This window comes from Microcoleus sp. T3_B1 (assembly GCF_036700445.1).
In the GTDB taxonomy this organism is placed as follows: domain Bacteria; phylum Cyanobacteriota; class Cyanobacteriia; order Cyanobacteriales; family Microcoleaceae; genus Microcoleus.
The window spans coordinates 1-23,336 of record NZ_JAUBOX010000073.1 but is presented as its reverse complement, the minus strand read 5'-3'; the positions used below and the strand labels follow the sequence as shown (position 1 = coordinate 23,336).

At 44.4% G+C, this 23,336-nt stretch carries 18 protein-coding genes; 8 read left to right on the top strand and 10 right to left on the bottom strand.

The window, feature by feature from the left end:
* Positions 1 to 251: 251 nt before the first annotated feature.
* Positions 252 to 683, top strand: coding sequence for an NfeD family protein (locus QT990_RS27830; protein WP_333144335.1), 432 nt, complete (start codon positions 252 to 254; stop codon positions 681 to 683).
* Positions 684 to 820: 137 nt separating this feature from the next.
* Positions 821 to 1,789: an SPFH domain-containing protein gene (locus tag QT990_RS27825; RefSeq protein WP_333144334.1), complete on the top strand. Its 969-nt coding sequence runs from the start codon at positions 821 to 823 to the stop codon at positions 1,787 to 1,789.
* Between the two features lie 503 nt (positions 1,790 to 2,292).
* On the opposite strand, the gene cimA is transcribed toward QT990_RS27825, so the two are convergent.
* On the bottom strand, positions 2,293 to 4,077 hold the full coding sequence (gene cimA, locus QT990_RS27820) for a citramalate synthase (protein WP_445305457.1): 1,785 nt from the start codon (positions 4,075 to 4,077) through the stop codon (positions 2,293 to 2,295).
* A gap of 75 nt (positions 4,078 to 4,152) precedes the next feature.
* Between cimA and QT990_RS27815 the strand changes: the two genes are divergently transcribed.
* From QT990_RS27815 to QT990_RS27800, 4 genes are all read left to right on the top strand, one after another.
* Positions 4,153 to 4,491, top strand: coding sequence for a 2Fe-2S iron-sulfur cluster-binding protein (locus QT990_RS27815; RefSeq protein WP_333409500.1), 339 nt, complete (start codon positions 4,153 to 4,155; stop codon positions 4,489 to 4,491).
* A 296-nt stretch (positions 4,492 to 4,787) separates the two neighbouring features.
* Entirely contained in the window at positions 4,788 to 5,897 is a 1,110-nt protein-coding gene (gene thiO / locus QT990_RS27810; RefSeq protein ID WP_333309401.1) for a glycine oxidase ThiO, read from the top strand.
* 113 nt (positions 5,898 to 6,010) lie between these two features.
* Positions 6,011 to 6,217, top strand: coding sequence for a hypothetical protein (locus QT990_RS27805; RefSeq protein WP_015177124.1), 207 nt, complete (start codon positions 6,011 to 6,013; stop codon positions 6,215 to 6,217).
* 2 nt (positions 6,218 to 6,219) lie between these two features.
* Positions 6,220 to 6,486 carry a type II toxin-antitoxin system YafQ family toxin gene (locus QT990_RS27800; protein WP_190734190.1) on the top strand — a complete coding sequence of 89 codons (267 nt, stop codon included), beginning with the start codon at positions 6,220 to 6,222 and terminating at the stop codon, positions 6,484 to 6,486.
* 101 nt (positions 6,487 to 6,587) lie between these two features.
* Here QT990_RS27800 and QT990_RS27795 read toward each other — a convergent pair whose 3' ends face one another.
* Together QT990_RS27795 and QT990_RS27790 are read right to left on the bottom strand one after the other, a co-directional pair.
* Positions 6,588 to 7,055 (bottom strand): hypothetical protein, encoded by a 468-nt coding sequence (locus QT990_RS27795; RefSeq protein ID WP_333162310.1) that lies wholly within the window; start codon positions 7,053 to 7,055, stop codon positions 6,588 to 6,590.
* Between the two features lie 101 nt (positions 7,056 to 7,156).
* Positions 7,157 to 7,360: a hypothetical protein gene (locus tag QT990_RS27790; protein ID WP_333144330.1), complete on the bottom strand. Its 204-nt coding sequence runs from the start codon at positions 7,358 to 7,360 to the stop codon at positions 7,157 to 7,159.
* Between the two features lie 258 nt (positions 7,361 to 7,618).
* Between QT990_RS27790 and QT990_RS27785 the strand changes: the two genes are divergently transcribed.
* Positions 7,619 to 8,734 (top strand): fatty acid desaturase, encoded by a 1,116-nt coding sequence (locus QT990_RS27785; RefSeq protein ID WP_333144329.1) that lies wholly within the window; start codon positions 7,619 to 7,621, stop codon positions 8,732 to 8,734.
* 736 nt (positions 8,735 to 9,470) lie between these two features.
* Here QT990_RS27785 and QT990_RS27780 read toward each other — a convergent pair.
* The 7 genes from QT990_RS27780 to QT990_RS27750 all read right to left on the bottom strand — a co-directional run bounded on the left by QT990_RS27780 (position 9,471) and on the right by QT990_RS27750 (position 21,371).
* Positions 9,471 to 9,827, bottom strand: coding sequence for a hypothetical protein (locus tag QT990_RS27780; protein ID WP_333144328.1), 357 nt, complete (start codon positions 9,825 to 9,827; stop codon positions 9,471 to 9,473).
* Positions 9,828 to 10,767: 940 nt separating this feature from the next.
* Positions 10,768 to 16,107: an AAA family ATPase gene (locus QT990_RS27775; protein WP_333144327.1), complete on the bottom strand. Its 5,340-nt coding sequence runs from the start codon at positions 16,105 to 16,107 to the stop codon at positions 10,768 to 10,770.
* Positions 16,108 to 16,261: 154 nt separating this feature from the next.
* Complete coding sequence (locus QT990_RS27770; protein ID WP_333409497.1) at positions 16,262 to 17,356, bottom strand: amidohydrolase family protein; 1,095 nt, start codon at positions 17,354 to 17,356, stop codon at positions 16,262 to 16,264.
* A 310-nt stretch (positions 17,357 to 17,666) separates the two neighbouring features.
* Positions 17,667 to 19,922, bottom strand: coding sequence for a TOMM precursor leader peptide-binding protein (locus QT990_RS27765; RefSeq protein WP_333466016.1), 2,256 nt, complete (start codon positions 19,920 to 19,922; stop codon positions 17,667 to 17,669).
* 238 nt (positions 19,923 to 20,160) lie between these two features.
* Positions 20,161 to 20,490, bottom strand: coding sequence for a hypothetical protein (locus tag QT990_RS27760; RefSeq protein ID WP_333144324.1), 330 nt, complete (start codon positions 20,488 to 20,490; stop codon positions 20,161 to 20,163).
* A gap of 46 nt (positions 20,491 to 20,536) precedes the next feature.
* Positions 20,537 to 20,860, bottom strand: a complete 324-nt coding sequence (locus QT990_RS27755) for a hypothetical protein (RefSeq protein ID WP_333144323.1) — start codon at positions 20,858 to 20,860, stop codon at positions 20,537 to 20,539.
* 193 nt (positions 20,861 to 21,053) lie between these two features.
* A complete protein-coding gene (locus QT990_RS27750; RefSeq protein WP_333409495.1) occupies positions 21,054 to 21,371 on the bottom strand; it encodes a hypothetical protein in 318 nt (105 codons plus the stop codon).
* A gap of 401 nt (positions 21,372 to 21,772) precedes the next feature.
* Here QT990_RS27750 and QT990_RS27745 point away from each other — a divergent pair, with 401 nt between their 5' ends.
* Positions 21,773 to 23,248: a Dyp-type peroxidase gene (locus QT990_RS27745; RefSeq protein ID WP_333409494.1), complete on the top strand. Its 1,476-nt coding sequence runs from the start codon at positions 21,773 to 21,775 to the stop codon at positions 23,246 to 23,248.
* The last annotated feature ends 88 nt before the right edge of the window (positions 23,249 to 23,336 follow it).

Sequence of the window (23,336 nt, the reverse complement as noted above, 5' to 3'; positions counted from 1 at the left end):
GGCCCTATCAATTTCTTAACTGCCTTTGGGCCCCTAGAAATTGTAGTTTCTGCCAGTCTGCACCGGCTAAAATTGTAATCTAAGTTACTAAACTCTGACTTGGAGTACGATGGAAGCCTCAACCTGGTACCACGGCGCGAAAAATCGCTCTGAGGGGCTGCAAGTCGCAAACCCTTGCATAGTCAGTTGTTGGCAATTCTTAAATCTTAAATTTCCAATCTAAGATCTAAATAGTATCACCTATTCTTTTTATGATCTTGACTCCTACGCTCCTTTGGCTGATAGCTGGGTCTTTGCTCTGTTTGGCAGAGATATTTCTCCCCACTGCTTTTGTCGCTTTTATGATGGGACTGAGCGCCTTCGCCGTAGCTGGATGCTCTCTAGTTCTACCTTACGTTAATTTACAAATATTCCTCTGGATGGTATTTTCGACAGTTTTTGTGCTGCTGTCTCGGCGGTTGATACCAAAAGGCACGGCAAGGGCGATCGCAGATTCTCAGGAAGCAAAAACTTTAACAGAAATTCCCCCCGGAGAAGCCGGCCGAGTCATTTATGAGGGGAATTCTTGGCAAGCTCGCTGCGAAGACACGAAGGCCACTATCCCCCCCAACCAAAACGTAATTGTCGTCGGGCGTAAAGGCACTACTCTGATAGTTTTGCCAGAAAATCTCTTGCATTCTTAAACAAAATGTGGAATTGGGAATTGGAAATTGGTAGTTGGGCATTGGGCATTGGGCATTGGGCATTGGGCATTGGCAATAACCAATAACCAATAACCAATAACCAACAGTTAACAATCAACAATTATTAGGAGTCAGTTGTGGAACAAATTTTTTTACTTGTATTTTTAGCACTCGGCGGCTCAGCCCTCGCAGGTTCCGTCAAGATTATCAATCAGGGAAATGAAGCGCTGGTGGAAACTTTAGGTAAATACAGCGGCAAGAAACTGGAACCCGGTTTAAATTTTGTCACGCCGTTTCTCGATCGCGTCGTGTACGAGCAAACCATTCGGGAAAAAGTCTTAGATATTCCCCCGCAAGCTTGTATTACCCGCGACAACGTTTCCTTCACCGTTGATGCTGTGGTTTACTGGCGCATTGTAGACTTGGAAAAAGCTTGTTACAAAGTAGAAAATCTCCAGTCAGCAATGGTAAATATGGTGCTGACTCAAATTCGCGCCGAAATGGGTCAACTGGATCTAGAACAAACCTTTACTGCTCGTTCTCAAATTAATGAAATATTGCTCAGAGATTTAGATATTGTTACCGATCCTTGGGGAGTGAAAGTAACGCGGGTAGAATTGCGGGATATTATCCCTTCTAAAACTGTACAGGAATCGATGGAATTGCAGATGGCAGCCGATCGACGGAAGCGAGCGGCAATTCTGACATCCGAGGGCGAACGCGAGTCAGCAGTTAACAGCGCCAAAGGTAAAGCAGAAGCGCAAGTTCTGGATGCAGAAGCGCGCCAAAAAGCGACTATTTTGGAAGCGGAAGCTCAACAAAAGGCGATCGTCCTGAAAGCTCAAGCAGAACGCCAAAGTCAGGTTTTGAAAGCTCAAGCTACTTCGGAGGCCTTGCAAATTATCGGCAAAACTCTGCAAAATGACCCCAATGCTCGCGAAGCTTTACAATTTTTGCTAGCTCAAAACTATCTGGATATGGGTCTAAAAATTGGCACCAGCGACAGCAGCAAGGTCATGTTTATGGACCCGCGCAGCATTCCCGCTACGCTCGAAGGAATGCGATCGATCGTTGGGGAAGGTAATAATAATGAGGTGAAAAAGTAGGGGAGCATCTCATATTTGTAAAAACACTTCTTCTGGCTCATTTCTTCTTCGTCTTTCCTCGCAGCAAGAGAGCCTCCTGCCTCAAAACTCAAATTTCTAGCTTGGCTGCTTTCATTGAGATGCTCCCAAAAGTAGGGGAGCATCTCATATTTGTAAAAACACTTCTTCTGGCCAATACGGTTCAGTTAAGCTCGATCCCCCCTAGCCTAGGGCGGGCACGGGGGCACCGCCCCTACAAAGGGGGGGACAAGAAATTACTCTTGCGTCTCCCAACAATCAGGGGGAGTAGGGGGTATGCGAGGGGGATCTCGCCCGGAATAAATAGTTTTAACCCAAGCGTATTGTTCTTCTGGCTCCTTCCTTCTGACTCTTTCCTCCTGCCTCGCAGCAAGAGAGCCTCCTGCCTCAAAACTCCAATTTCTAGCTTGGCTGCTTTCATTGAGATGCTCCCCTTGGTATCTATTTAAACATCGATATTCAGGCAACTTCTCTTCGCCGTCAACCTAATAACTCGACACAGTTAAAACGATCGCCTCCCTATCTCCCAACACCAAACCATACTCCAAACCCTCAACCACCGCTTGATAAGAAGCATCCAAAATATTCCCAGAAACCCCCACAGTCGTCCAGCGGTCTTGACCGTTGCTAAACTCAACCAACACGCGAGTTTTAGCAGAAGTTCCCGCACCGGAGTCGAGAATCCGCACCTTATAATCGGTTAAGTTAAAATCAGTAATTGCCGGATAAAAATTCCGCAAAGCCTTCCGCAAAGCCGCATCAAGTGCCGAAACAGGCCCATTTCCTTCCGCGCATTCCAGAATATCTTGACCGTTAACAGTCACTTTCACGGTTGCTAAAGAATTAACTGTTTCCTCCCTACCTTTATCGCAGTGAACTTGAAAACCTTTGATTTCAAATAAACGCTTGCGCTTTCCCAAAGCCTCCCGCATTAACAATTCAAAAGAAGCCTCAGCCCCCTCAAATTGATATCCCTGACTTTCCAAATCTTTCAATTTTTCCAAAATTTGGCGGCAAGCAGGATTTTTGCGATCGAGATCCATTCCAAAAGTGCGGGCCTTCGCCAAAACATTGCTTAAACCCGCTTGATCGGAAATCACAATTCGCCGCCTATTGCCAATTTTTTCCGGTTCTAAATGTTCGTAAGTTAACGGATTTTTCTCAACAGCCGATACGTGGATTCCGCCTTTGTGAGCAAAAGCAGAAAGACCGACAAAAGGAGCACGGTCATCGGGAGCAAGATTGACAATTTCACTAATCGATCGACTTACTTGAGTTAATCTAACTAATTGCTCGTCTTCAATGCAATTCTGACCCAACTTTAGCTGAAAATTAGGAATCAAGGAACATAAATCGGCATTGCCGCAGCGTTCGCCATAACCGTTAATAGTTCCCTGTACCATCCTCACTCCTTCCCGCACAGCAGCCAAAGCATTAGCAACCGCCACTCCTGAGTCGTTGTGAGTGTGAATTCCCAGTTGAACTTGAGACTTTATCCCCCCCTTAATAAGGGGTTGAATTTGAGAATTTCTCCCCCCCTTAATAAGGGGTTGAATTTGAGAATTTCTCCCCCCCTTAATAAGGGGGGGTTGGGGGGGGTGAATTTCCGCTTCCGAATTATCCCAACTTTCTATTATTTCTGCCACCTCGCGAACAACCTGACTGACTTCGTGAGGCAAAGTACCGCCGTTAGTATCGCAAAGAACCAGCCATTCTGCACCGGCATCGGCAGCTACTTCTAAAGTTTTAATAGCATAATCTCGATTGTGTTTGTAGCCGTCAAACCAGTGTTCGGCATCGTAAATAACGCGCCTTCCCTGACTCCGCAAATATTCAATTGTATCTCGAATCATCGCCAGATTTTCTTCGAGCGAGGTCTTCAAACTTTCAATAACGTGCAAATCCCACGACTTGCCAAACAGCGTCACCCAACGAGTACCGGCGGACAAAATAGCCTGCAACATTTCATCATTAGCTGCCGTAGTTCCCGGCCGCCTAGTCGAAGAAAAAGCTACAACTTCTGCTTGAGTTAGGGGCTGTTCTTTGAGACGCCAAAAAAATTGTACGTCTTTAGGATTCGCCCCCGGCCAGCCGCCTTCAATAAAGGGAATTCCTAAACTGTCTAACTGTCGAGCAATTCGCAGTTTGTCTTCGAGAGATAAGGAGAGTCCCTCGCACTGAGCACCGTCTCGCAGCGTGGTATCGTAGATCCAGAGCCGATTTGTCATGGGAAATTGCGATCGAGAAATTGCTAATATATCACTTACCATATTAGATGAATTTATTTGAATTTAATGCGATAATATATAGGAAAATTAACATAAATCTAACTGGGGTAAATTGCTGTGGTCAAGGTACAAGCGCAAGGAAAAACATTTGAGTGCGATCGCGGAGCGAATCTCCGTGAAGTTTTGCTCAAAAACGGCATTGATGTCTACAACGGCAACGCCAAAGTCATCAACTGCCACGGCCTCGGCACTTGCGGCACCTGCGCCGTCACCGTCGAGGGCGAAGTTTCCGAGCCCCAGTGGCGCGAAAAAGCCCGACTTTCGGTTCCTCCCCATTCTCCCGCCTCCAATCGCCGTTTGTCCTGCCAAACCAAGGTTTTAGGCGATATTAAGGTGACAAAATATGACGGTTTCTGGGGCCAAGGTTCTGAAACTGTCTGGAAACCCCAACCATAGATTTTTTGTTAAGGAAGGTAGATAGGACGATCGCCTTGCCAGATAATCTGTAAGACTTGTGCAAAAATTCTAACTGTAAGGTGCACGCGGGGCACCTTACCATAAAGAAACCCGAGAGGTCAATCGATTTTAGATTTTAGATTTTAGATTTTAGATTGAAGCATTGACCCCACGGATAAATTCGGGGGCTTGTTTATGGGATACACGTTTTTTATTTATTTCTCCACGGATAAATCCGGGGGCTTGTATCCTAGATGCTTTCGGTCAAAAAGCTCAGACAGTCCATATAAAAGTTAATGAATTCATCTAAAGATATTCTGATTATTGGCGGCGGAATAATTGGTCTTTCGCTAGCAGTAGAACTGAAATTGCGAGGGGCATCTGTCGCGGTTCTCACCGCCGATTCTAAACCACCGACGGCCCGGGCTGCCGCTGGAATGCTTGCCCCGCAAGCCGAACGAATTCCCCCTAGTCCGATGTTGGATTTGTGCTTGCAAAGCCGCGCACTGTATCCCGCCTGGGTGGAACAGCTAGAAGATATTACCGGATTGAAAACGGGATATTGGCGATCGGGAATTCTCGCACCAGTTTGTCAAAATGAGCCTCAAGAAAAGCCACTTTTGTCAAACCTTAATTATCAATGGTTGGACAGAGATACTGTTCGCCAGCACCAGTTTGGATTAGGTCAAGAAGTAATGGGCGGTTGGTGGTATCCTGACGACGCTCAAGTTGACAACCGCGCTTTATTTCGGACGCTTCAGGCCGCAACTAAAGAATTGCAGATTGAGATTATTCAAGGCAATGCAGGGGAAATTATTCGGCAGGGAAACCGAGTTGTTGGCATTGAAACAACAGCAGGAAAATTGCAAGCAGACCGTTATGTTTTGGCTGCCGGTGCTTGGTCTGAGCAGTTATTGAATGTTCCTGTTTTTCCAAGAAAGGGACAAATGCTGTCAGTATGTGTACCAGAAGATTGTGGAGTTATCCAGCCCCTGCAAACAGTTCTATTCGGGACGGGCATTTATATTGTGCCGCGTCAAGATGGCAGAATTATTATTGGTGCAACTAGCGAAAATGTGGATTTTACACCGGGCAATACGCCTGCAGGAATGCACACTTTGCTAGCAGGAGCGATTAAGTTATATCCCGAATTACAAAATTATCCGATTCTGGAGTTTTGGTGGGGATTTCGGCCTGCTACGACCGATGAGTTGCCGATTTTGGGTGCTAGTGCTTGGGAGAATTTGACATGGGCTACGGGGCATTACCGCAATGGCATTTTGTTGGCTCCGGTGACGGCTAAATTGTTGGCGGATTTGATTGGGAATCAGAACTCAGATCCGTTATTGGCTGCTTTTCATTATTCGAGGTTTCCTGAATCTTGGAAGGTTGAACATGGTAAATAGTGAGATTTTTTGCTTTTTTTAAGACGAGGAAGAGCCTGGAAACGAGAAACGAAAGTCAACCAAAAGGATATTTTTTGCTATAATCAAATCAGCACAATAGGGTTTTGTAAGTTATGACTTTCAGTGATGTGGTCGAGACGATCAAGAATCTTTCTACTGACGAAAAACAAGAGCTTCAACTGTTGTTGAAGCAATATCTCCGGGAAGAACGTCGCGAAGAGATGTATCAAAACTTTAAGTCAGCGCAGATTGAACAACAAAAAGGTGAACTGAAATTTTTCGCTAACATCAATGAACTCAGAGTAATGATAGAGGAATAATCGTGGAAGTCAGTTTCAGTTCTTCATTCAAGCGTGCTTTCAAAAAGCGAATCAAAGGCGATGCTGATTTGGAGGCTAGGTTTTGGCAAAAGCTGGAGCAGTTTATCAGAGATCCGTTTGAACCAAGCTTAAAAACTCATAAATTGTCCGGTAGGCTCAAGGAGTTTTGGAGCTTTAGCGTAGATTACGACGAAAGGGTACTTTTCTACTTTACAGAAGACGGAAAAGCCGTCTTTGTAGATTTGGGAAGTCATGATGAAGTATATTAATCGACAGAACAGTTGCTACAGTAATCTGTATCTGTAGGGTGCATAGTTTACACCTTACCGCTGTAAGTAGCGCGCCAAACCATTTTTTGGTAAGTCTTGAATTAGTTCGCATCCTGTTTTTTGGGTTGGTTTAATTCCCTGCATTTAGCGGCAGCCAAATCGTAAGCATTTTGGTAATCGCTACCGCCTAACATCAAATCCCCGTAATATTCATAAGGTTGATTGCCATAAATCGGCAGCGGGTCGTCTTCAGGATAATCTTCTTTTGATTCTTCGAGGATTGCTTTGAGTTTCTTGACGCTGAAGCGCTGGACTGGGAAGTAATGAATGTCTTGAGCGATGAAACCGAGATGGGGAAAGGTTGGGTCAACAATTCGCTCGTCGAGTTCAATCCAGCTATACTCGATGGGTTTATATGGCACTCCGGGCACAGCTAAAAAGCCTTGAACATAAATCGCGCCCTCGGTGGCTAATGCTGCTTTACAAGCGTTGTCAAAGCAGTTTTTACGGTTGCTTTTGATGCGAGTCGCCATTTCAATAGAAAGCGTCTCATCTAATAGTTCGGTCATAACCCATTTCTAGTCGCGTGTGCGATTAGATTGTAGCAAATCCGAGCTATCTCCGAGCACAAAAAACGCAGGCAATTGCGATCGTCCTTCAAATTATATTCTCAAGGAGTTGATCCAAAATCCTCTGCGCTTCTGGATGTTGTGCCAGCTTTGGTTTCCGGGGCGGGCGGTTTGTCGATCGCCCCTATAGCCCGCCAATAAAAAGTTTTCGCCAGTATCCCAACTTTTGAGCGTGCGATCGAGTTGAGGGTAGATCCCGGTACGGTAAAGTGTGGCACAGACGATGCAAGCAAAAATAGCGGCATACTACATCACCAAAGGTCGATCGTGCAACCAATCAATCATATTAATGCCTTCCGGTGCAGCAATTTGTTCGGCTGCTAACAGGCTTCACAGTTTTTTTTGTAAACAAACCAGAGTTGTGATAACCTCATAAATGTGCAAAAATCGGTTCCCACAAAAAAACCTTTGGAAGAAACGGGGAAAGTCCGGGGTAAATCCGCCACTGTCCCGCAACTGTGATGCTAAGCTAAGCACTTATCCACACACCATAGATATACTGAATGAAAAGCGCGATCAAAAAGTCGGATTTTGTGCTGGCTCCTTATATGAATAGCAACAATGTGAAAGCTACTTGCCAAATACTCAATACAGTTATTCCTTATATATTCTTATGGTTTTTAGCATTTAAAGCTGCTGCTATTTCTGTATTCTTGCTGCCGCCGATAATGGTGTTAATGACACTTTTTTCAGGACGTTGTTTCTCTTTGATGCACGATTGCGGACACTATTCTCTTTTTAGTTCCAAAAAAGTCAATCGCCTTATGGGTTTTCTGCTAGGTATCATCAATGCGATTCCTCAGTACCCCTGGTCGAGGGGGCACGCTTATCACCACAAACATAATGGTAATTGGGATATGTACCGAGGCCCTTCGGCGTTGATATCCACCGAAAAATTTGCGGCGCTAAGTCCATTTAGTCAAAAGATGTATCAGTTACTCAGACACCCATTGATGCTGTTTCCCGGTGGTTTTTTCTATCTAATTATTAAGCCAAGACTCGCGCTGATATTGGGAATTACGGGTTTTATCCGACATATTTTTGCTTGTCTCAAGCAAGATTTTGGCATGGGTTTATCTGCAATTATTGCTTCTTATAAATCCAAACATTGGTATACGACGGCTGAGTTTTGGGATTTACTGTTCAACAATATTTGTGTTCTTGGTAGCTGGATTTATCTGAGCAACTTACTGGGGTTTGGCTTTTTCTGGAGTGTTTACTCAATTGTCATGACCTGTTCTGCAGCGATATTTATCTGTATTTTCTTTGTTCAGCATAATTTTGACGGTTCCTACGCTCATAAAGCAGAAAATTGGGACTATCTTCTGGGCGCAATTGAAGGCAGTAGTTACCTAAAATTACCGACTATTCTCAATTGGTTTTCTGCTGATATTGCTTACCACAATATTCATCATCTTTCTGAGCGAATACCTAACTATAATCTTCAGGCTTGTCACAATACTAATATTCACCTGCTGGCTAATTCAAAATCACTGAGAATTCGCGATATTCCTGACTGCTTCCAATTCATTCTTTGGGATGCTGCTTCAGATAGTCTGCAATCGATTAAATTATTTCATCAACAAGAAGAAATTCCCTTGAGTAATATAGCTAATTAAAATCGGTGGGCAATAAATTTGGTTGCTTTTTTATCACCAAAATCCTATGATTAGGGATGCAGCTAGTGGCATAAATTTTAACAGTAACTTTCCTAGTTAAGTAGGTGGTTACAAATAAACATTAGATGGGTCTGGCGGGTTTAACCGGGAGCTATGCTAGCAGCCTGTTATTCTGACAAAACCCGCCCTCCTCGTGACCAGTTTATTTGCACCAACAGGACTTACGCAATGACGCTATATATAGCGCATTAAGGATCTGGCGATCGCCAACAGTCTGACTCAGGCGATCGCTAGATAAAAAGAGAATCAATGTGTGTTTGAATTGAGGAGTCAACTAAATAAATTTCAGCTTAAGAGAGGCATGTTTAAGCTCTTGGCTGAGGTAATCTGCTAACAAACTAGCTTTTAACTGATACCAATTTTCAAAAATCATGCAACAGTAGCTAGGGCTGACAAAATGTAATCCCATCCAGTTATAGATGCTATTGTCTCTGTATAAAATTCTTTAAGATAAGCGCAAACTTTTTCTTTAATACCATATCAATCATCATAAATGTCCCAACTCAGTTCTTGTTTAATGTGCTGCTATACTCTTTCGATTGGATTCAATTCAGGGCCTCCGGGTGGTTGGAATATCAAGATAACATGAGCGGGTATTTTTAGCTTACTACCATGATGAAATCTCCCATTATCTAATTGGATAAGATTTAAATTATCCGGATATGGTTCTGCTAATTTAGCTAAAAATATTTGAAAGCAGAGACCCAGAAAAATGTGAGAACTCTAACCAAAAACTTTCTCCAGTTTTCGGGGCAACTGGCCCATATAAATAGAAGGCTTTAAAATTCCATTGAACTTTACCTTTTGGCTTAACTCCCAAAGCTGTAATTGTTTTTCTCTCAATCGTTTTTAAGCCAATTCTAGTTTCATCTTGAGACCAATCCTTGACCCCATTTTTTGCTGGATTAGGAGTCTTAGACTCCAACCATAAAGGCATTTTCAGCAATTTATTGAGTGTATTTTTGAAAGCGATAGCTGCTTGCTCATTTTTTTTATACTCTTTGCGTCTTGGTACTTTTAGTTTAGCTTTCATTCGATAGTGTAAGTGTTTGTATAATGTGTGATAATTGAGTGATATTTTATAGTTGTTTTCCACCCATTTCGCAATTTGCTTATAACTCTTGAATTCACAGGACTCATCACTTAACTTTTTTGACAATCCAGCTATTACGCCCTGCAAGAATTACTCGCGGTCTACCCGTTGATTGCCGTATTCCTAACAATCCTGATAGACCGCCAATACTATATTTTTTCAACCATCTATAGCGGTTCTCAAGCGTGGTGAGGTATGCCCTATGCCCACGGAGGCCACGGAGGCCTATGCCCATGAGTACCTCATCTTTCTGAGAAAGGCTATATGTACAGTAACTCTATGTACCCCTAAACGTTCAGCTACATCTGTCAGACTTAGACTATAGCCAGCTTTTAAGCAATAAAGTGCGTGGATTTTTTGTCGATTAATTACAGTTCGTTGTTGTGACAAAATTATTTTCAACTCCTTGACTGTTGCATCACTTCTTTCTTGATATAGCAATCCTAAATCATTTGTAAAAATATGTAGGGGTAGTGCTACCCCTACTCCCCGTGCCTACCCCAGTCAAGGCGGGGCAACCGGGCGTGGGGAGAGCCCCTACAAGAATTACACGAATCATTTAGGATTGCTATAGTTGACCTTCATAAAAAATCCCTTAATTTTCTGACCTTGTAGCACTTATTTGGCAAAAGGGAATTAATTCACTTGTGTCATGTGAATAGGGTATTGAGCCGAGATATGTGTAAAAAAGTGCAACATTAATCGCAATGCCTTATCAGGTAAAGGTTTGAAGTGCTACTTTGCGGTTGATGACAGCTTCGCTATTTTTAGGCCTTCTTGGCTCGCATTTTCAATCACCCAATCTGTACGGTAAGGAATAGCTGCCTCCATGACTTGATGAATGAGCGGAGAATGAAACAGCCCAGTCTCCCCGCCGAGGCTACTTCTGCTTAAGTATCACTAAGGTAATATCATCAAACACTTTTTGTTCGCCGATGTAATGGCGCAAGTCATCAATCGCAGCTTGGCGGATTTCTTCAGCAGTGCGATCGCGATTTCGGCCGATGGATTCTATCAGTGGTTCCATACCGTATAACAAGCCTTGTTCATTTCTCGCTTCTGTAATTCCGTCCGTGTAAAGCACCACCACATCTCCCGGATTTAAGTGGACTTCAGTTGATAGAATGAAATCGGCAATCTCTGAGTCTAAAGCGATCGGGAAACCTAAATCTATCGTATCGATTCGTTCCACTTCGCCGCTACACCGCACCACAATCACCTCTTCGTGCTGTCCGCTCAAGCGCAGAGTCCCCTCCTCATAGTCTAGCAAACAAAGGCTGAGATTTTTCTCGCAATTCATGCGGTTTACATTGTCATAAAGAGTGCGATTGATGGCATTTAAAAATCGCACGGGGTCAGTTTCATTGTTCACCATTAGCGTTCGCACGGCAGTTTGCGCCATAATCATTAAAACGCCGCTTTCTAATCCGTGTCCCGTTACGTCGCCGATGCCAATTTTGATGCGATCGCCGTATTGTAGTACATCGTAGTAATCGCCACCTACTTCGTCGGCGGGTTCCATAAAACCAGCAATATCAAGTCCGGGAATATTACTGAGTTCGCTCTCTTTCGGCAAAATCATTTGTTGCAGTCGGCGCGTTACGTCTAGCTCAGCACTCATTCGGATATTGTCAGCTTTCAGACGCTCGTTAAGCACCGTAATTTCTTGGTTGGCTGATGCTAATTGGGCAGTGCGTTCATCGACTTTTTGTTCTAAAGTGCGATACAGAATGGCATTTTCAAGGGAGATAGCTGCTTGAGAAGAAATGATTTTCACAACTTCCAGGCGTTCTGGTGTAAAAGCACCGATCGCGATGTTATTTTCTAAGTAAAGAATGGCGGTGAGTTTGCCTTGATTAACGATGGCGCTACACAAGATTGATTTGGGTTGGTGGGCTATAATGTAAGGATCTGTGGTAAAAATCCCTTCGCGCGTGGCTTCGCTTAAAACCACATTTTCTTGAGTGCGAGCGACGTAATTGATTATCGCCAAGGGGAGATTTTCGCTGCTAGAAACTGGAAGAGATTGCAGCACTTGGGCTTCGCGCTCAATTTCTCCTTGTGCTTGAATTTTTAAAATTCCGTTGTCGGAGAGAATGAGGAAGCCTTTTTGTGCCCCGGCATTTTCGAGGACGAGGTTCGTCAATTTGGCGAGCAATTTATCTAAGACAATTTCCCCGGCAATAGCTTGAGCAGCTTTCACGACTGTGGCTAAATCTAGCCCTTCGCCGGAACTGCTGCCTGTAGTGGAAATGGTTGTTTGGGTGACTTTCGTAGAGCTAGTTGTTGAGGTGAGAAACTGAGGATATCGCGCTTCTAAGTCTTTGACTTTGGCAAGGGCACCCCAAGTCTGGTAAGCGTAGCGAGCATCTTGGAGATAGTGAGCAGCAACGTGGCTTTGGTTGCGCCAGAGGTAAAATCGTCCCGCGAGTTCGTAGGCGAGAGCTTCTTCGTTGAGATATTCATTTTCGCGGGCGCAGGAGATAGCAGAGTCATAATATTCTCTGGCATCTTTATAGTTGCCCAGAACTCTGGCGCGTTCCCCTTCGACGAGGTAATATTTGTGCAGGTAATTCATAGGAGCGTAACTCGCCCACATTTTCATTTTTTCCTGGTTGGCAGCAACCTTTTCCAGAAAAGCCTCTTTTTCGGACTCTGGATTATCAGCAAATACTGCCAGCAGTGCTAGAGAATGATAGAAATGGAAAATAGCGACAGATGACGTAGCTAACATAGCATCTAAATAATTTTCTGCAATGGCCGCATTTTCTAGGGCTTCGCCGTAGTTTCCAAATAAATAACAGAGGATAAGTTTGTGTAAATGCAAGTCACCAATTCCGTATCTGTCTTGGTTTTCCTGCATCCTTGGCAACATCTTTACTTCGTCATAACTTTCGCCAATTAATCGACAGGTGTTTTCTGATTTTCCACTCAAATTTAAGACGACTTGCCAATATCTGTTGAGATAAGTCAGAATTAGATTCTGATTGATATTGGATATTGCCTGACTGTATTTGCCCATTTCCCGTTCGACTTCGACCAGTTCCTTGCCCATCCAGTATAAATGACAAGAATAGCCGTAAGCATTAAAGGCAGCAAATAGCAAGTCTCCAGTTTCTAAGCCACTTTGGTATCCTTCTAAAAAAGGTTTAAGTATTTCTCTGAAGTGTTCTTTCCAAATTACCGAAAAATAATAAACTAAGAATATCACCGCCGATTTGATTTTTTTGCTATTGAATTTCTCTACCAACTTCAATGCAAGTTTCGCAAATTGATAGCCAGACTCTATATCGAAGACGACACCACACAGAACTATTCCGTAAGATCCATAACCTTGAGCGGATAGAGGCGTATTGCCATATTTGACCGATAAATTGACCATTTGCAGGGCACACAGTGTGAAGAGTCCGGAGTTCCCGTCATAGGCTGGATGTATGACATCAAACAGGATATCCATTGCTGCCCGCTTTTCAGGAGCGGTCATCTCTGGCAGGTCAATGAGATCCTCAATTTGCTTGCCTAGCCAAGCCGCTTTTGTTTCTTCTATAGCTTGTCCGATGTCTGCTAAACTTGGGTTTTCCGGTAGCGCGATCCCCAACTGAGCTAAAATTTCGAGTCCGCTACGCATTGCTTCTGGTAGTTGATGCTGGTTTGCATAACCCAGTACGGTTACTCTGTAGATTCTTACTTTGTCGAGTACAGTTTTGGCGCGATTTTTCACTACAGAAGCTAATCGCTCCATCTGCTGGAAGTTGTCGCTGAGATAAGCTGCTTCTGCGGCTTCTACGTGCAGCGCTAGAATCAATTCATACTGGCATTCCCAGCTATTTTCTTCTAATAAGCTCAAGCCAACTTGCAAGTAATTGAAGGCGGGTTGATAGGCTGCTGATGCCTTGGCTTTTTTGCCGGCTGTCAGGTTAAGCTGAGCTAGCTCGTCTTGCTCGGCTTGACAGGAAATGCGATCGCCCCCTTGATTTAGTTGGTTGACGATATCAAATATTTTTTGCTCTCGCTTCTGGGGCGGTGTATTCCGTAGCAGCAGTTGCCCCACTTGCCAATGCACAACTTTTTTGTCTGCTTCGGGAATGAGGGAATAGGTGGCTTGCTGAATGCGATCGTGGGCAAATTTATACTCAACTTCTATCTCTTCTGCTAACCCCTGCACGTCAAGTTCTATCAACTTGTAGGCATCGCTGATGGGTAATATCAGACCTTCTGCGATCGCTTCCCACAAATCAATCGCTATTTCTCGCGGCGATTTTTCAGAGACAATTGCCAACGTTTGGAGATCGAACTGGTTGCCAATACAGGCAGCTAGCTTCAAAGCTTGCTGCGTTGAAAGCGGTAACTTCTGCACCTTGCCCGCCATCAACTCTACGACATTATCGGTGATGTTCTGCGCTTGAATCTGCTGCAAGTCCCACTGCCAGCCCCCAAGCTGAAAATCAAACTTCAGCAGTCCTTCGCTGTACAGAGATTTCAAAAACTCATTAATGAAGAAGGGATTGCCATTGGTTTTGGTCTGCACCAATTCTGCCAAAGGCATAGCCGTTGCTAAGTCATAGTTGAAAGAGTCGGCAATCAACTGACTGACATCAGATAACTCCAATGGTTTTAAGGTTATTTGACTAACAATTCCCTCAGCTTGACGAATCTCATCCAGTGTCAGCATTAGGGGATGAGCATCGCTCACTTCGTTATCTCGATACGCGCCAATAACAAACAAATATTGACTTTCTGAGCCTGTCATCAGCCACTGAATTAATTTTAAAGAAGCGCCATCACTCCATTGCAAATCGTCCAGAAACATCACCATTGGATGTTCTGGTCGAGCCAACACCCGAATGAAGTTTTGAAACACTAAATTAAAGCGATTTTGGGCTTCTGCTGGAGCCAGTTCGGGGACTGCTGGTTGAGTGCCAATAATCAATTCCAATTCGGGAATAACCGCAACGATTAACTGACCGTTCTCACCAATAGCTGCTAACATTTTTTCGCGCCACGCTACTATCTGAGATTCGCTTTCGGTCAGCAATTGCGCCACTAAAGAGCGAAAGGCTTGTACCAGCGAGGCATAGGGAATATCTTTCTGATATTGGTCGAATTTTCCAGAGATAAAATACCCGCTTTGCCGCGTAATTGGCTTGTAAACTTCCTGTACCAAAGCCGACTTGCCCATACCAGAATATCCCGCTACCAGCATCATTTCAATTGGGGATTTGCGATTGGGGATTTGCGATTGGGGATTTTCATTTTTTTGTATGCCTGCGACTCGATCGAAGGCGGCGAGTAGCATTTCCACTTCTCGCTCTCGTCCGTACAACCTTTGCGAAATTTGGAATTTGCTGGAAAAATCCTGCTGACCTAGAGGGAAAGGCTCGATGCGCTGCGATCGCTCCCATTGCCTATAACATTCCTCTAAATCTGCCTTAACGCCATAGGCCGATTGATAGCGGTCTTCGGCATTTTTAGCCATTAGCTTGATGACAATTTCTGACAGAGGCTGGGGAATATCTGCGTTGAGTTGGTGAGGTGGGGTAGGGTGTTTAGCAATGTGCGAATGCACCAACTCCATCGCATCGTCAATCTGGAAAGGCAATTGCCCTGTTAGCAACTCGTAGAAAGTTGCTCCGAGCGAATAAAAATCTGTACGATAATCGAGCGCTCGGTTCATTCGCCCTGTTTGTTCAGGCGAGATATAGGCGAGCGTTCCTTCTAAAACATTCGGGTTTCGCAGCGTGGGATTTTCTCGCGAGAGAACTGTAGAAATACCAAAATCAATAATTTTTAATTGTCCAGTTTTGGGATTAAAGACAATGTTAGAAGGGTTAATATCTTTGTGTATAACTTGCTGCTGATGCACTTGAGCAAGGATGTCTGCAATCTGAAGGGCAAGAGACAAAAACTCGCTCAGCGTGAAGGGCTGACTCTTTCTTAACTGCTGGAGGGATTCGCCGCCAAAATCTTCCAGTACGATTACCCAGCGATTTTGGTAGCTTTCCAGGTTTAAGGGATTTACGACTCCCGCCAAATTCAATTTTTGGAGGATTTCATATTCCCGCTTGAACCAGGCTATTTTTTCCGGCGGCGCATAGGCTTGTTTGAGCACTTTGAGGATAACGGGCTGGTTATCTGTTGGGCTGCATCCGCGATAGATTAGTGAGTTGGCACTTTCGTAAATTTCTTGGGTAATTTGGTAGCCGGAAATTGTGAGCGTCATTGATTTGTTCCTTACTTCATTATCCCTATAGAGACATCTGTTTCATTCTCAGGAAAATGAGGATTTTGTATGGTTGTACCCCCGTGCCGACTCCGCTTGACTAACGGAGGAAATAGGCGTTTTCGGCATTGGGGCAACTACGGGGGGTTTGGCCCTACAAATTTTCACCCTCAAGTCCGTAAAAGCGAAAGGGGTTGTCCCAGAGGATTTTTTTTACGGTTTTTTCGGATATGCGATCGCTCAACGCTACAACTTCCCCGATAACGTCTGGGTGGTGATCGATGTGAGGGAAATCAGAACCGAAGATCAGATTATCCGTGCCGATGTAGTCAATTGTCTCAGCTAAATAAGGCTCAGAAGGTTCAAAGGAGATGAAGCACTGACGGCGAAAATATTCTGAGGGCTTCATTTTAACATGATCTTTGACTTCCCAGCCTAAGTCGCAATACTCGCGATCGAGCCGCCACAACCAGTAGGGCAGCCACCCGCAACCAGACTCCAGAAAGCCCACCCTGAGTTTGGGGTGACGTTCCAACACTCCTCCTTCGATGAGGGTCAACAGCGCCATCATCTGTTCCATTGGATGCGAACAGGCGTGCATGGCAAATCGGGTGTTAAACCGATCCGATCCGGTGGTTGGGAGTTGGGAATGAGTGCCTTCGTGGAGGCTGACGGCAATCCCCAACTGCTCGCATTCGCTCCAAAATGGCTCGTAAGCGGGGTCAGAAAGCAGCCGTCCCTTGACTGGGTTGGGGCGCAAAAACACGGCTTTCCATCCAAATTCTGCAATGCGGCGCAGTTCTGGCACCATTTCTTCGGGAGCGTGGAGATTAATCGCACCGACTCCTCTAAGAATCTGGGGGTCATAGCTGCAAAAGTCTCGCAGCCAATTGTTGTAGGCGCGGGTAAATGCACCTGCCAGTTGTGCATCCATTGTATCGACGGCAAGCAGCCACAGTCCCATTGTGGGATACAAAAATGCGATATCAGCTCCCATTTTCGCGATCGCCTTTACCTGAGAATAGGGATCGTAGCGATCGATTCCGTAGCTGGTGAAATCCCGGATTGCCACTTTCAGCCCTTCCTCTTGGTGTTGGCGGGTTATCTTCTGATAAATCGGTTGACCATCAACTTTTAGATCGAGCGATGGTGCCCGGTTTTTAAAGGCTGGTTCGAGGTAATTTTTCCACAGATCGATCGGCTCTAAAACGTGGCAATCTGCATCGATAATTTGATAGGGCTTCAACATAGATTATTGAGATTTTTGAAATGTGAAAACATTTATAGGGGCAATCCCCCCGTGTATTGGTGTCAACTTAAGCTGAAAGCCCGCCAGGGGTTTTAACCCCTGGCTAATAGCTTAAGTCCTCTGAAGAGGACTAATAAATTTGAGAGTTTTCTTCAGTCCTCTTTAGAGGACTTTAGCTATGAGACAGGGGTTTTAACCCCTGTCGGACTGCGGGTTTAACCTTAATGTTGACACCTATGGGGCAAGGGGCGTCGCCCCTACAATTTTACACAAATGATTTAAAATTGCATTAACCATAAGCCTAAACCTCTCAGAAAAAAGCTGGGAGGGGATTCAAATTTTCCTCAGTCAAAGCTTTAGCTAGCCAACCCATTTTAACGGGTACATCGTACAGCCGACCTGCACCCAATCTAGGCCAAAAATGCCGCAGTCCGGGTACAATTACTTTAACAACAGATAAGCCTAAATCAGGGCGGCTTTGGTCTAAAACAATTGTTTCTAATCCGTTCGCTCTGGCAATTTCTACGCAGTTCATTACGTCTGTATAAAGATCGTCGCTCCACTGTTTGAGATAGTCTGCGGGTGTTTTTGAGGGGGCTGTTTTGTCTGGCAACAAATAGGGGTGTTGAGCGACTGTTGCACTCTTCCACCATTCGATCGCTTCTCGGTCGCGATCGCGATCGGCACTCTTTGGATCGAGTATACCAAAAAACGCAGCAGGCAGCGATTGATTCAGTTCGGTTAAGGCCCGTAGCAGGGCTATTTGCGGGTCAAAATGTGCCCCGAAACCCATAATAATATTCTCTTCCTCGCGGTCATTGCGGCGCGAAATAGCGGCAAATACGGGAATGTTTAAATCGCTGGTAAGGTCGAGTACCCAGAGGTCGCGCTGAAGCGTTTTGTAATGCGCCTCTATTTCCTGAAAATACGGCTCGTCAAAGCTGGAAAGCTCCGCTGCAGGTTTTTTCAATCGGTTATACCACCACAGGGCAATACTGTCTCGTTCTACTAATTCCATGAAGCCTTGCAGGATTGCTTCTTCTAAGTAGTTTCCGGCGGCGCATCCATTGGAGTTGGCAACCGCAAAGGGGGCATGATATTTTTGGGAATAACCGCTGTAACAGTAGGCAGTGGGGATGTATCGAGGCGCGTTGTGAGTTAACGACCAAGCTGGACTCCACTCGATTTCCACCTCTTCGTTGAATGGTTCTGGAATCCAGTTAAATCTGATGCGATCGCTATTCAATTCCTCGCGATTTGAAAACTGCTTTTCGCTAAAAAGCATACAAGTATTTGGGTGAATTGCGACACTCCCCAAGTCTTTTAACTTCCCTCTAATTCTGGCTTCATCTCCTTGAAATGCGATGGAGTAGCGCTCGATTGCTTCGCTCAAGGCGCTGACTTTTGCCTGAGTGTCGCTTTTTCCCTTACCGTAAGATTCGCTACGCAGGCTTTCTTGCAATTCATTTAAGTCTGCGATCGCGCCGACTAAACTGTAACCGGCACGGTAGGAAGTTGTCAGTCCGTTTTCTTCCTCCCAGGTAGAAATTCGCTGAAGAATGCTGATAATGCCAGTAATTGGGCTGACGTGATGCTCTAAGTTTTTCAAGGTTTGTTGTGGCGAGATGCAGCGGTGTCCGCCATCGCGAGTAAAAGATTTCTTACGACTAGAAAGAGCGATGGGTGCTGATTGTTTGGCTGCGAAATCTTGGGGGTTTCCGCAGCACGGACAATGGGGACGCTGCACGAGAAAGTGATGGCGTTTTTCTAGAGAAAGCGCGTTTAAGGTGATGATATTGCTTTCGAGAGATTCGCTGCGATCGCAGGCGATCCATTTAGCAAGTTCGGTGGCGGCGATGCCGTAGGCTGTAGCTAGGGTTGATGGCAATACAGACAAAGAAGTGGGGAAGGATGCGGTGTTTTTTTGGTTTTGCAGGTAATTTTCTACTTTGCGGTGCGATCGCAGTCGGTGCGCTAGGCATTCCCAGCAGCCAGTTTTGCCGGGGATAAAAATCGGGCCGATCCAAATTTCTGTTCCTAATGGTTTGACGAGCATCCAGGGGCGATCGTTCTGCAAGGCTTTTTGATTAATTTCTTCTAAATCTTCTTGCAGGTAATCGTCGGTTAGCACCACCGAGCGATCGCTATTTTCGCCGAGTTTAACTCCCACAGATGCGATCATTTCTTTGAATGGTTCGGTGTCGATTTCACCCAAGGAAATTACAGAAACAATCGCTTCCTTGAGGCGTTTTTCAGCTATTTCTGGATCGACTTTTAGCATTTCCCAAAAAGCAGCTTTTTCGGCGGACACGGAGGGAGCGGCATCTGTAATATAGCCTTGACTTTGCAGGCGATCGAGCAGATAGAATATTTCGACAAAAGAGAGTCTATCTTGCAGAGTCTCTATAATTTCTTCTAAGGTGTGTTTACCGTCTAGAAGCGGTGCAAGCTGAATGTAGGCATCTCCCCGTAACAAAAAATGGTCTTTTTCGGCAAGTAAAAATACGCCTTCAGAAGGGACTATTTCGCAGCGAAAACAGGGCTTAAACCTCGGCAGACGCATCATTGTTTAAATAACTATTGTTTAAATAACTCATGTCAGAGATTAGTGCAAATTTTTTATATTTTATTTCCGCCAAAAAACTATCTCTTCTTTCGTGCTTTAGGCTCTAGGGGCGCATAGCCATGCGCCCCTATGGAGAAGGCATATCTGGTAGGAGTAAGTCAGGGCTAATTTTACGCGCGATCGCTAATTCAAAAAATATGTCTTGAGAATTAGCGTTTTAAAATACCAAATCCGATCTTCAACATACTCTGAGAATTCCGTACAATCCGTCTTGCTTGGCATAGCCATATAGCTGTTCCTCGCTTAAATCCCCCGTTGTTAAACTTTCTGGCAGGGGAGGAAGGGCTAAAAAACCCTCTTCCGAGTCAGGGGCATCTACATATTTGAGGATAGTCTGGCAAGCTTCTGCTAGCTTTTCAGGTGAGCGAGAGTTGGCGATTTCACTAATTGTTTGTCTCGGATCTTTGTTCAGTTTTCGCAGAAAGTCTTTATTGTCGTGTTTCCAAGCATGAGCAAAAACCCGTGCCCAGGCATCTCGCAACTCTGGCGGACAAGGAGTGTTTATCATTATTTTTCTCTTTTCATGCGTAGGTCGTGCAAAATTTTTAGGCCTTTCAAGTATGTCTCATAATTCCGTACAACTCGCTTTGATTGGCATAAGCATAGAGTTGTTCTTCGCTCAATCCTTCTAATCCCTCTGGTAGAGTCGGCAGCGATATGAAACCATACTCGCAGTAGTCGTCATTTACATATTCGAGAATCGTCGCACATGACCCTAATATACTTTCAGGTTTACCAGAGTTTACAACATCACCAATTGTTTGCCTTGGATCTTTCCTCAGTTGGTGCAGAAATTCCTTATTATCCTTATGCCAAGCATGACCAAAAAGACGGTTCCATGCTTCAGCTAAGTCTGGAGGATACAGGGGTTTGTCCATAATTTACCTCTCAGCTAATGGTCAAATAGAGCACTTGTCGATAAAACCTATCGGCTGATGACAGCCTAGTACGGAAATATCTTTAAGTCAAGATACAATTTACATAAATTTACGCCAACTGCACGTTATGAATCCGGAAATAAATTTCCGGGCTGGCTATAGAGCGGAGCGAGAATGCTACAAGATATCCGATTTAAGTGAATCTCATAAGCCCAAATAATCCACCTTGATTGGCATATCCATAGAGTTGGTCATCGCTTAAAGTATCTAGCTCCTCCGGTAGATTGGGAAGCGGGAGAAAACCCTCTTCTGAGTCTGGCGAATTTATATGCTCGATGATAGTCGCACAAGCTCCGCTCAGTTTTTGAGGATTTCCAGAGTTTACTACATTATTGATTGTTTGTTTTGGATATTTTCTCAATTGCCGCAAAAACTCTCCATTTTTCCAAGCATAGGCTATGACCTTGGCCCACGCAGCCTGTAGGTCTGACGGGTACAGACTCTTAGTCATAATTTACCTCTCTTTAGGTGTTGGTGTTGCGAAATAGTTAGACAGACTATTTTGCGCTAAAAGCTTGTCGTCCTAAATTTATTAAGGAAAAATATTTGTGTCAAGAGGTTTTATTAAAAGTTTATACAAGTATTTTTTCTTTACAAATATTTTCCATAGACCGCAACGCGGGCTTCAATTCATAGAATTGTAAATACAAATAAAAGGTTTTAAAGATAAACGGGAAAATTGTTGTATTTTTTACAAAAGTTTATAGCTTGACAGGACACTTACAACCTGGTAATTTTGATAAATCAAAGCCAAGCTCCGCTAAGCAACAAAGCTGTTAACTATCTTACAGTTTGCAAAACTGAGAAACGGCTAAAGCCAAAACCTCAAAAATAGAGTGCTGCAAAAAAGCTGTGACCATAGACTTAAACCAAACCAATATCGATCCTAACAATCCACAGTATCAAAATATGTTAGAGGATTTGCAGGGAAATATCCTCAAAAGTCACGAACGAGACTATTCGACCCATATTTTGATTAAATTCAAGTCAGACCCGGACGCAGTTAAAAAATGGATCGGCTACTTTACCGAAAAGTTTGTTATGTCCGCTAAGAAACAGTTGGACGATAGTGCTAAGTTGAGAAGCAACTGTCAAGAAGTCGAAGGTTTGTTTGTTGCCAACTTTTTTCTATCTTATAACGGTTATAAAGTGCTCGGCTTCGAGTTAGATGCCGGGGGAAGCGGCGAATTTCCCAGTCCGGCTTTTAAGGTGGGACTTCGGCAATTTAGGACAATTTTGTTCGACCCTCCAGTTGAAGAATGGGAAAAAAGTTTCCAAAATGAAATTCATGCTTTCATTCTCCTGGCTGATAACGATCGCGACAACCTGGAAAAACAGGCAAAACAAGTCATAGAAGAAGTTGGGCGCGTCGCAGAGATTGTTCATACAGAAGTAGGCATTGTCCTCAAAAATAAAAAAGGGCAGACTATTGAACATTTTGGGTTCAGAGATGGTGTCAGCCAGCCTCTATTTTTAAAAGAAGATATTGAGCTAGCCAAAGAACAAGGTACTGATTTGTGGGATGCTTCTGCACCTTTAGAATTAGTGCTTGTAAAAGATCCTTTCGGTGAGGGAGAGCATAGCTTTGGCAGCTATTGCGTCTACCGAAAGCTCGAACAAGATGTGCGAGGATTCAGAGAAGCAGAGAGAGAACTGGCTAAAAAGCTGCGATTGTCAGATCGAGATGTAGAAAGGGCCGGCGCTTTAGTTGTAGGGCGGTTCAGAGACGGAACCCCAGTGACGCTTTCTCCATCGGAACAAAATTCCGATACGGTTCCTAATAATTTCAATTATGATAGCGATCGCGACGGAATGAAATGTCCCTTTCACGCACACATCCGCAAAGCAAATCCGCGCGGCGACAAAAACGACAAATACCAAACCTTAGAAGAACACCGCCAGCGTCGAATTGTTCGTCGAGCAGTTAGCTATGGCGAGATGCCGAATGCACGGGATAACTCCCTGTCAAAACTCTCGCGATTTGAAAATCAACTGGAACATTTAAAAGAGTTGAAGGTTCAGCCAGCGTCAGGCGAAAAAGTAGGATTGCTGTTTCTATGTTTTCAGCGCGACATTTTCAACCAGTTTATGTTTATGCAAAAAAACTGGGCGAATAATCAGCATTTTGTCAACTATACAACAGGCTTGGACGGCATTGCAGGTCAAGGAAAAAAACAAATTGAAGGGCAAGCGTGGCCGAAAGAGTGGGGGAAGGACGAGAAAGTACCGTTCGATTTTTATAATTTTGTCACGATGAAAGGAGGCGAATTCTTTTTTGCTCCTAGCATTAGTTTTCTGAAAAATATTTCAGCGCTCGCCGTGAAATAAAACACGCGATTATATAGCCTTTCGAGCTCTCATATGAGGTACTCATGGGCATAGGGCATAGGCCTCCGTGGGCATAGGGCATACCTCA

What these genes read in the sequence shown, in the direction of transcription:
- QT990_RS27830 (WP_333144335.1), top strand. Translation starts at nt 252, where the DNA reads ATGATCTTGACTCCTACGCTCCTTTGGCTGATAGCTGGGTCTTTGCTC.
- cimA (WP_445305457.1), bottom strand. Translation starts at nt 4,077, where the DNA reads ATGGTAAGTGATATATTAGCAATTTCTCGATCGCAATTTCCCATGACA.
- thiO (WP_333309401.1), top strand. Translation starts at nt 4,788, where the DNA reads ATGAATTCATCTAAAGATATTCTGATTATTGGCGGCGGAATAATTGGT.
- QT990_RS27805 (WP_015177124.1), top strand. Translation starts at nt 6,011, where the DNA reads ATGACTTTCAGTGATGTGGTCGAGACGATCAAGAATCTTTCTACTGAC.
- QT990_RS27795 (WP_333162310.1), bottom strand. Translation starts at nt 7,055, where the DNA reads ATGACCGAACTATTAGATGAGACGCTTTCTATTGAAATGGCGACTCGC.
- QT990_RS27790 (WP_333144330.1), bottom strand. Translation starts at nt 7,360, where the DNA reads ATGCCGCTATTTTTGCTTGCATCGTCTGTGCCACACTTTACCGTACCG.
- QT990_RS27785 (WP_333144329.1), top strand. Translation starts at nt 7,619, where the DNA reads ATGAAAAGCGCGATCAAAAAGTCGGATTTTGTGCTGGCTCCTTATATG.
- QT990_RS27780 (WP_333144328.1), bottom strand. Translation starts at nt 9,827, where the DNA reads ATGAAAGCTAAACTAAAAGTACCAAGACGCAAAGAGTATAAAAAAAAT.
- QT990_RS27775 (WP_333144327.1), bottom strand. Translation starts at nt 16,107, where the DNA reads ATGACGCTCACAATTTCCGGCTACCAAATTACCCAAGAAATTTACGAA.
- QT990_RS27770 (WP_333409497.1), bottom strand. Translation starts at nt 17,356, where the DNA reads ATGTTGAAGCCCTATCAAATTATCGATGCAGATTGCCACGTTTTAGAG.
- QT990_RS27765 (WP_333466016.1), bottom strand. Translation starts at nt 19,922, where the DNA reads ATGATGCGTCTGCCGAGGTTTAAGCCCTGTTTTCGCTGCGAAATAGTC.
- QT990_RS27760 (WP_333144324.1), bottom strand. Translation starts at nt 20,490, where the DNA reads ATGATAAACACTCCTTGTCCGCCAGAGTTGCGAGATGCCTGGGCACGG.
- QT990_RS27755 (WP_333144323.1), bottom strand. Translation starts at nt 20,860, where the DNA reads ATGGACAAACCCCTGTATCCTCCAGACTTAGCTGAAGCATGGAACCGT.
- QT990_RS27750 (WP_333409495.1), bottom strand. Translation starts at nt 21,371, where the DNA reads ATGACTAAGAGTCTGTACCCGTCAGACCTACAGGCTGCGTGGGCCAAG.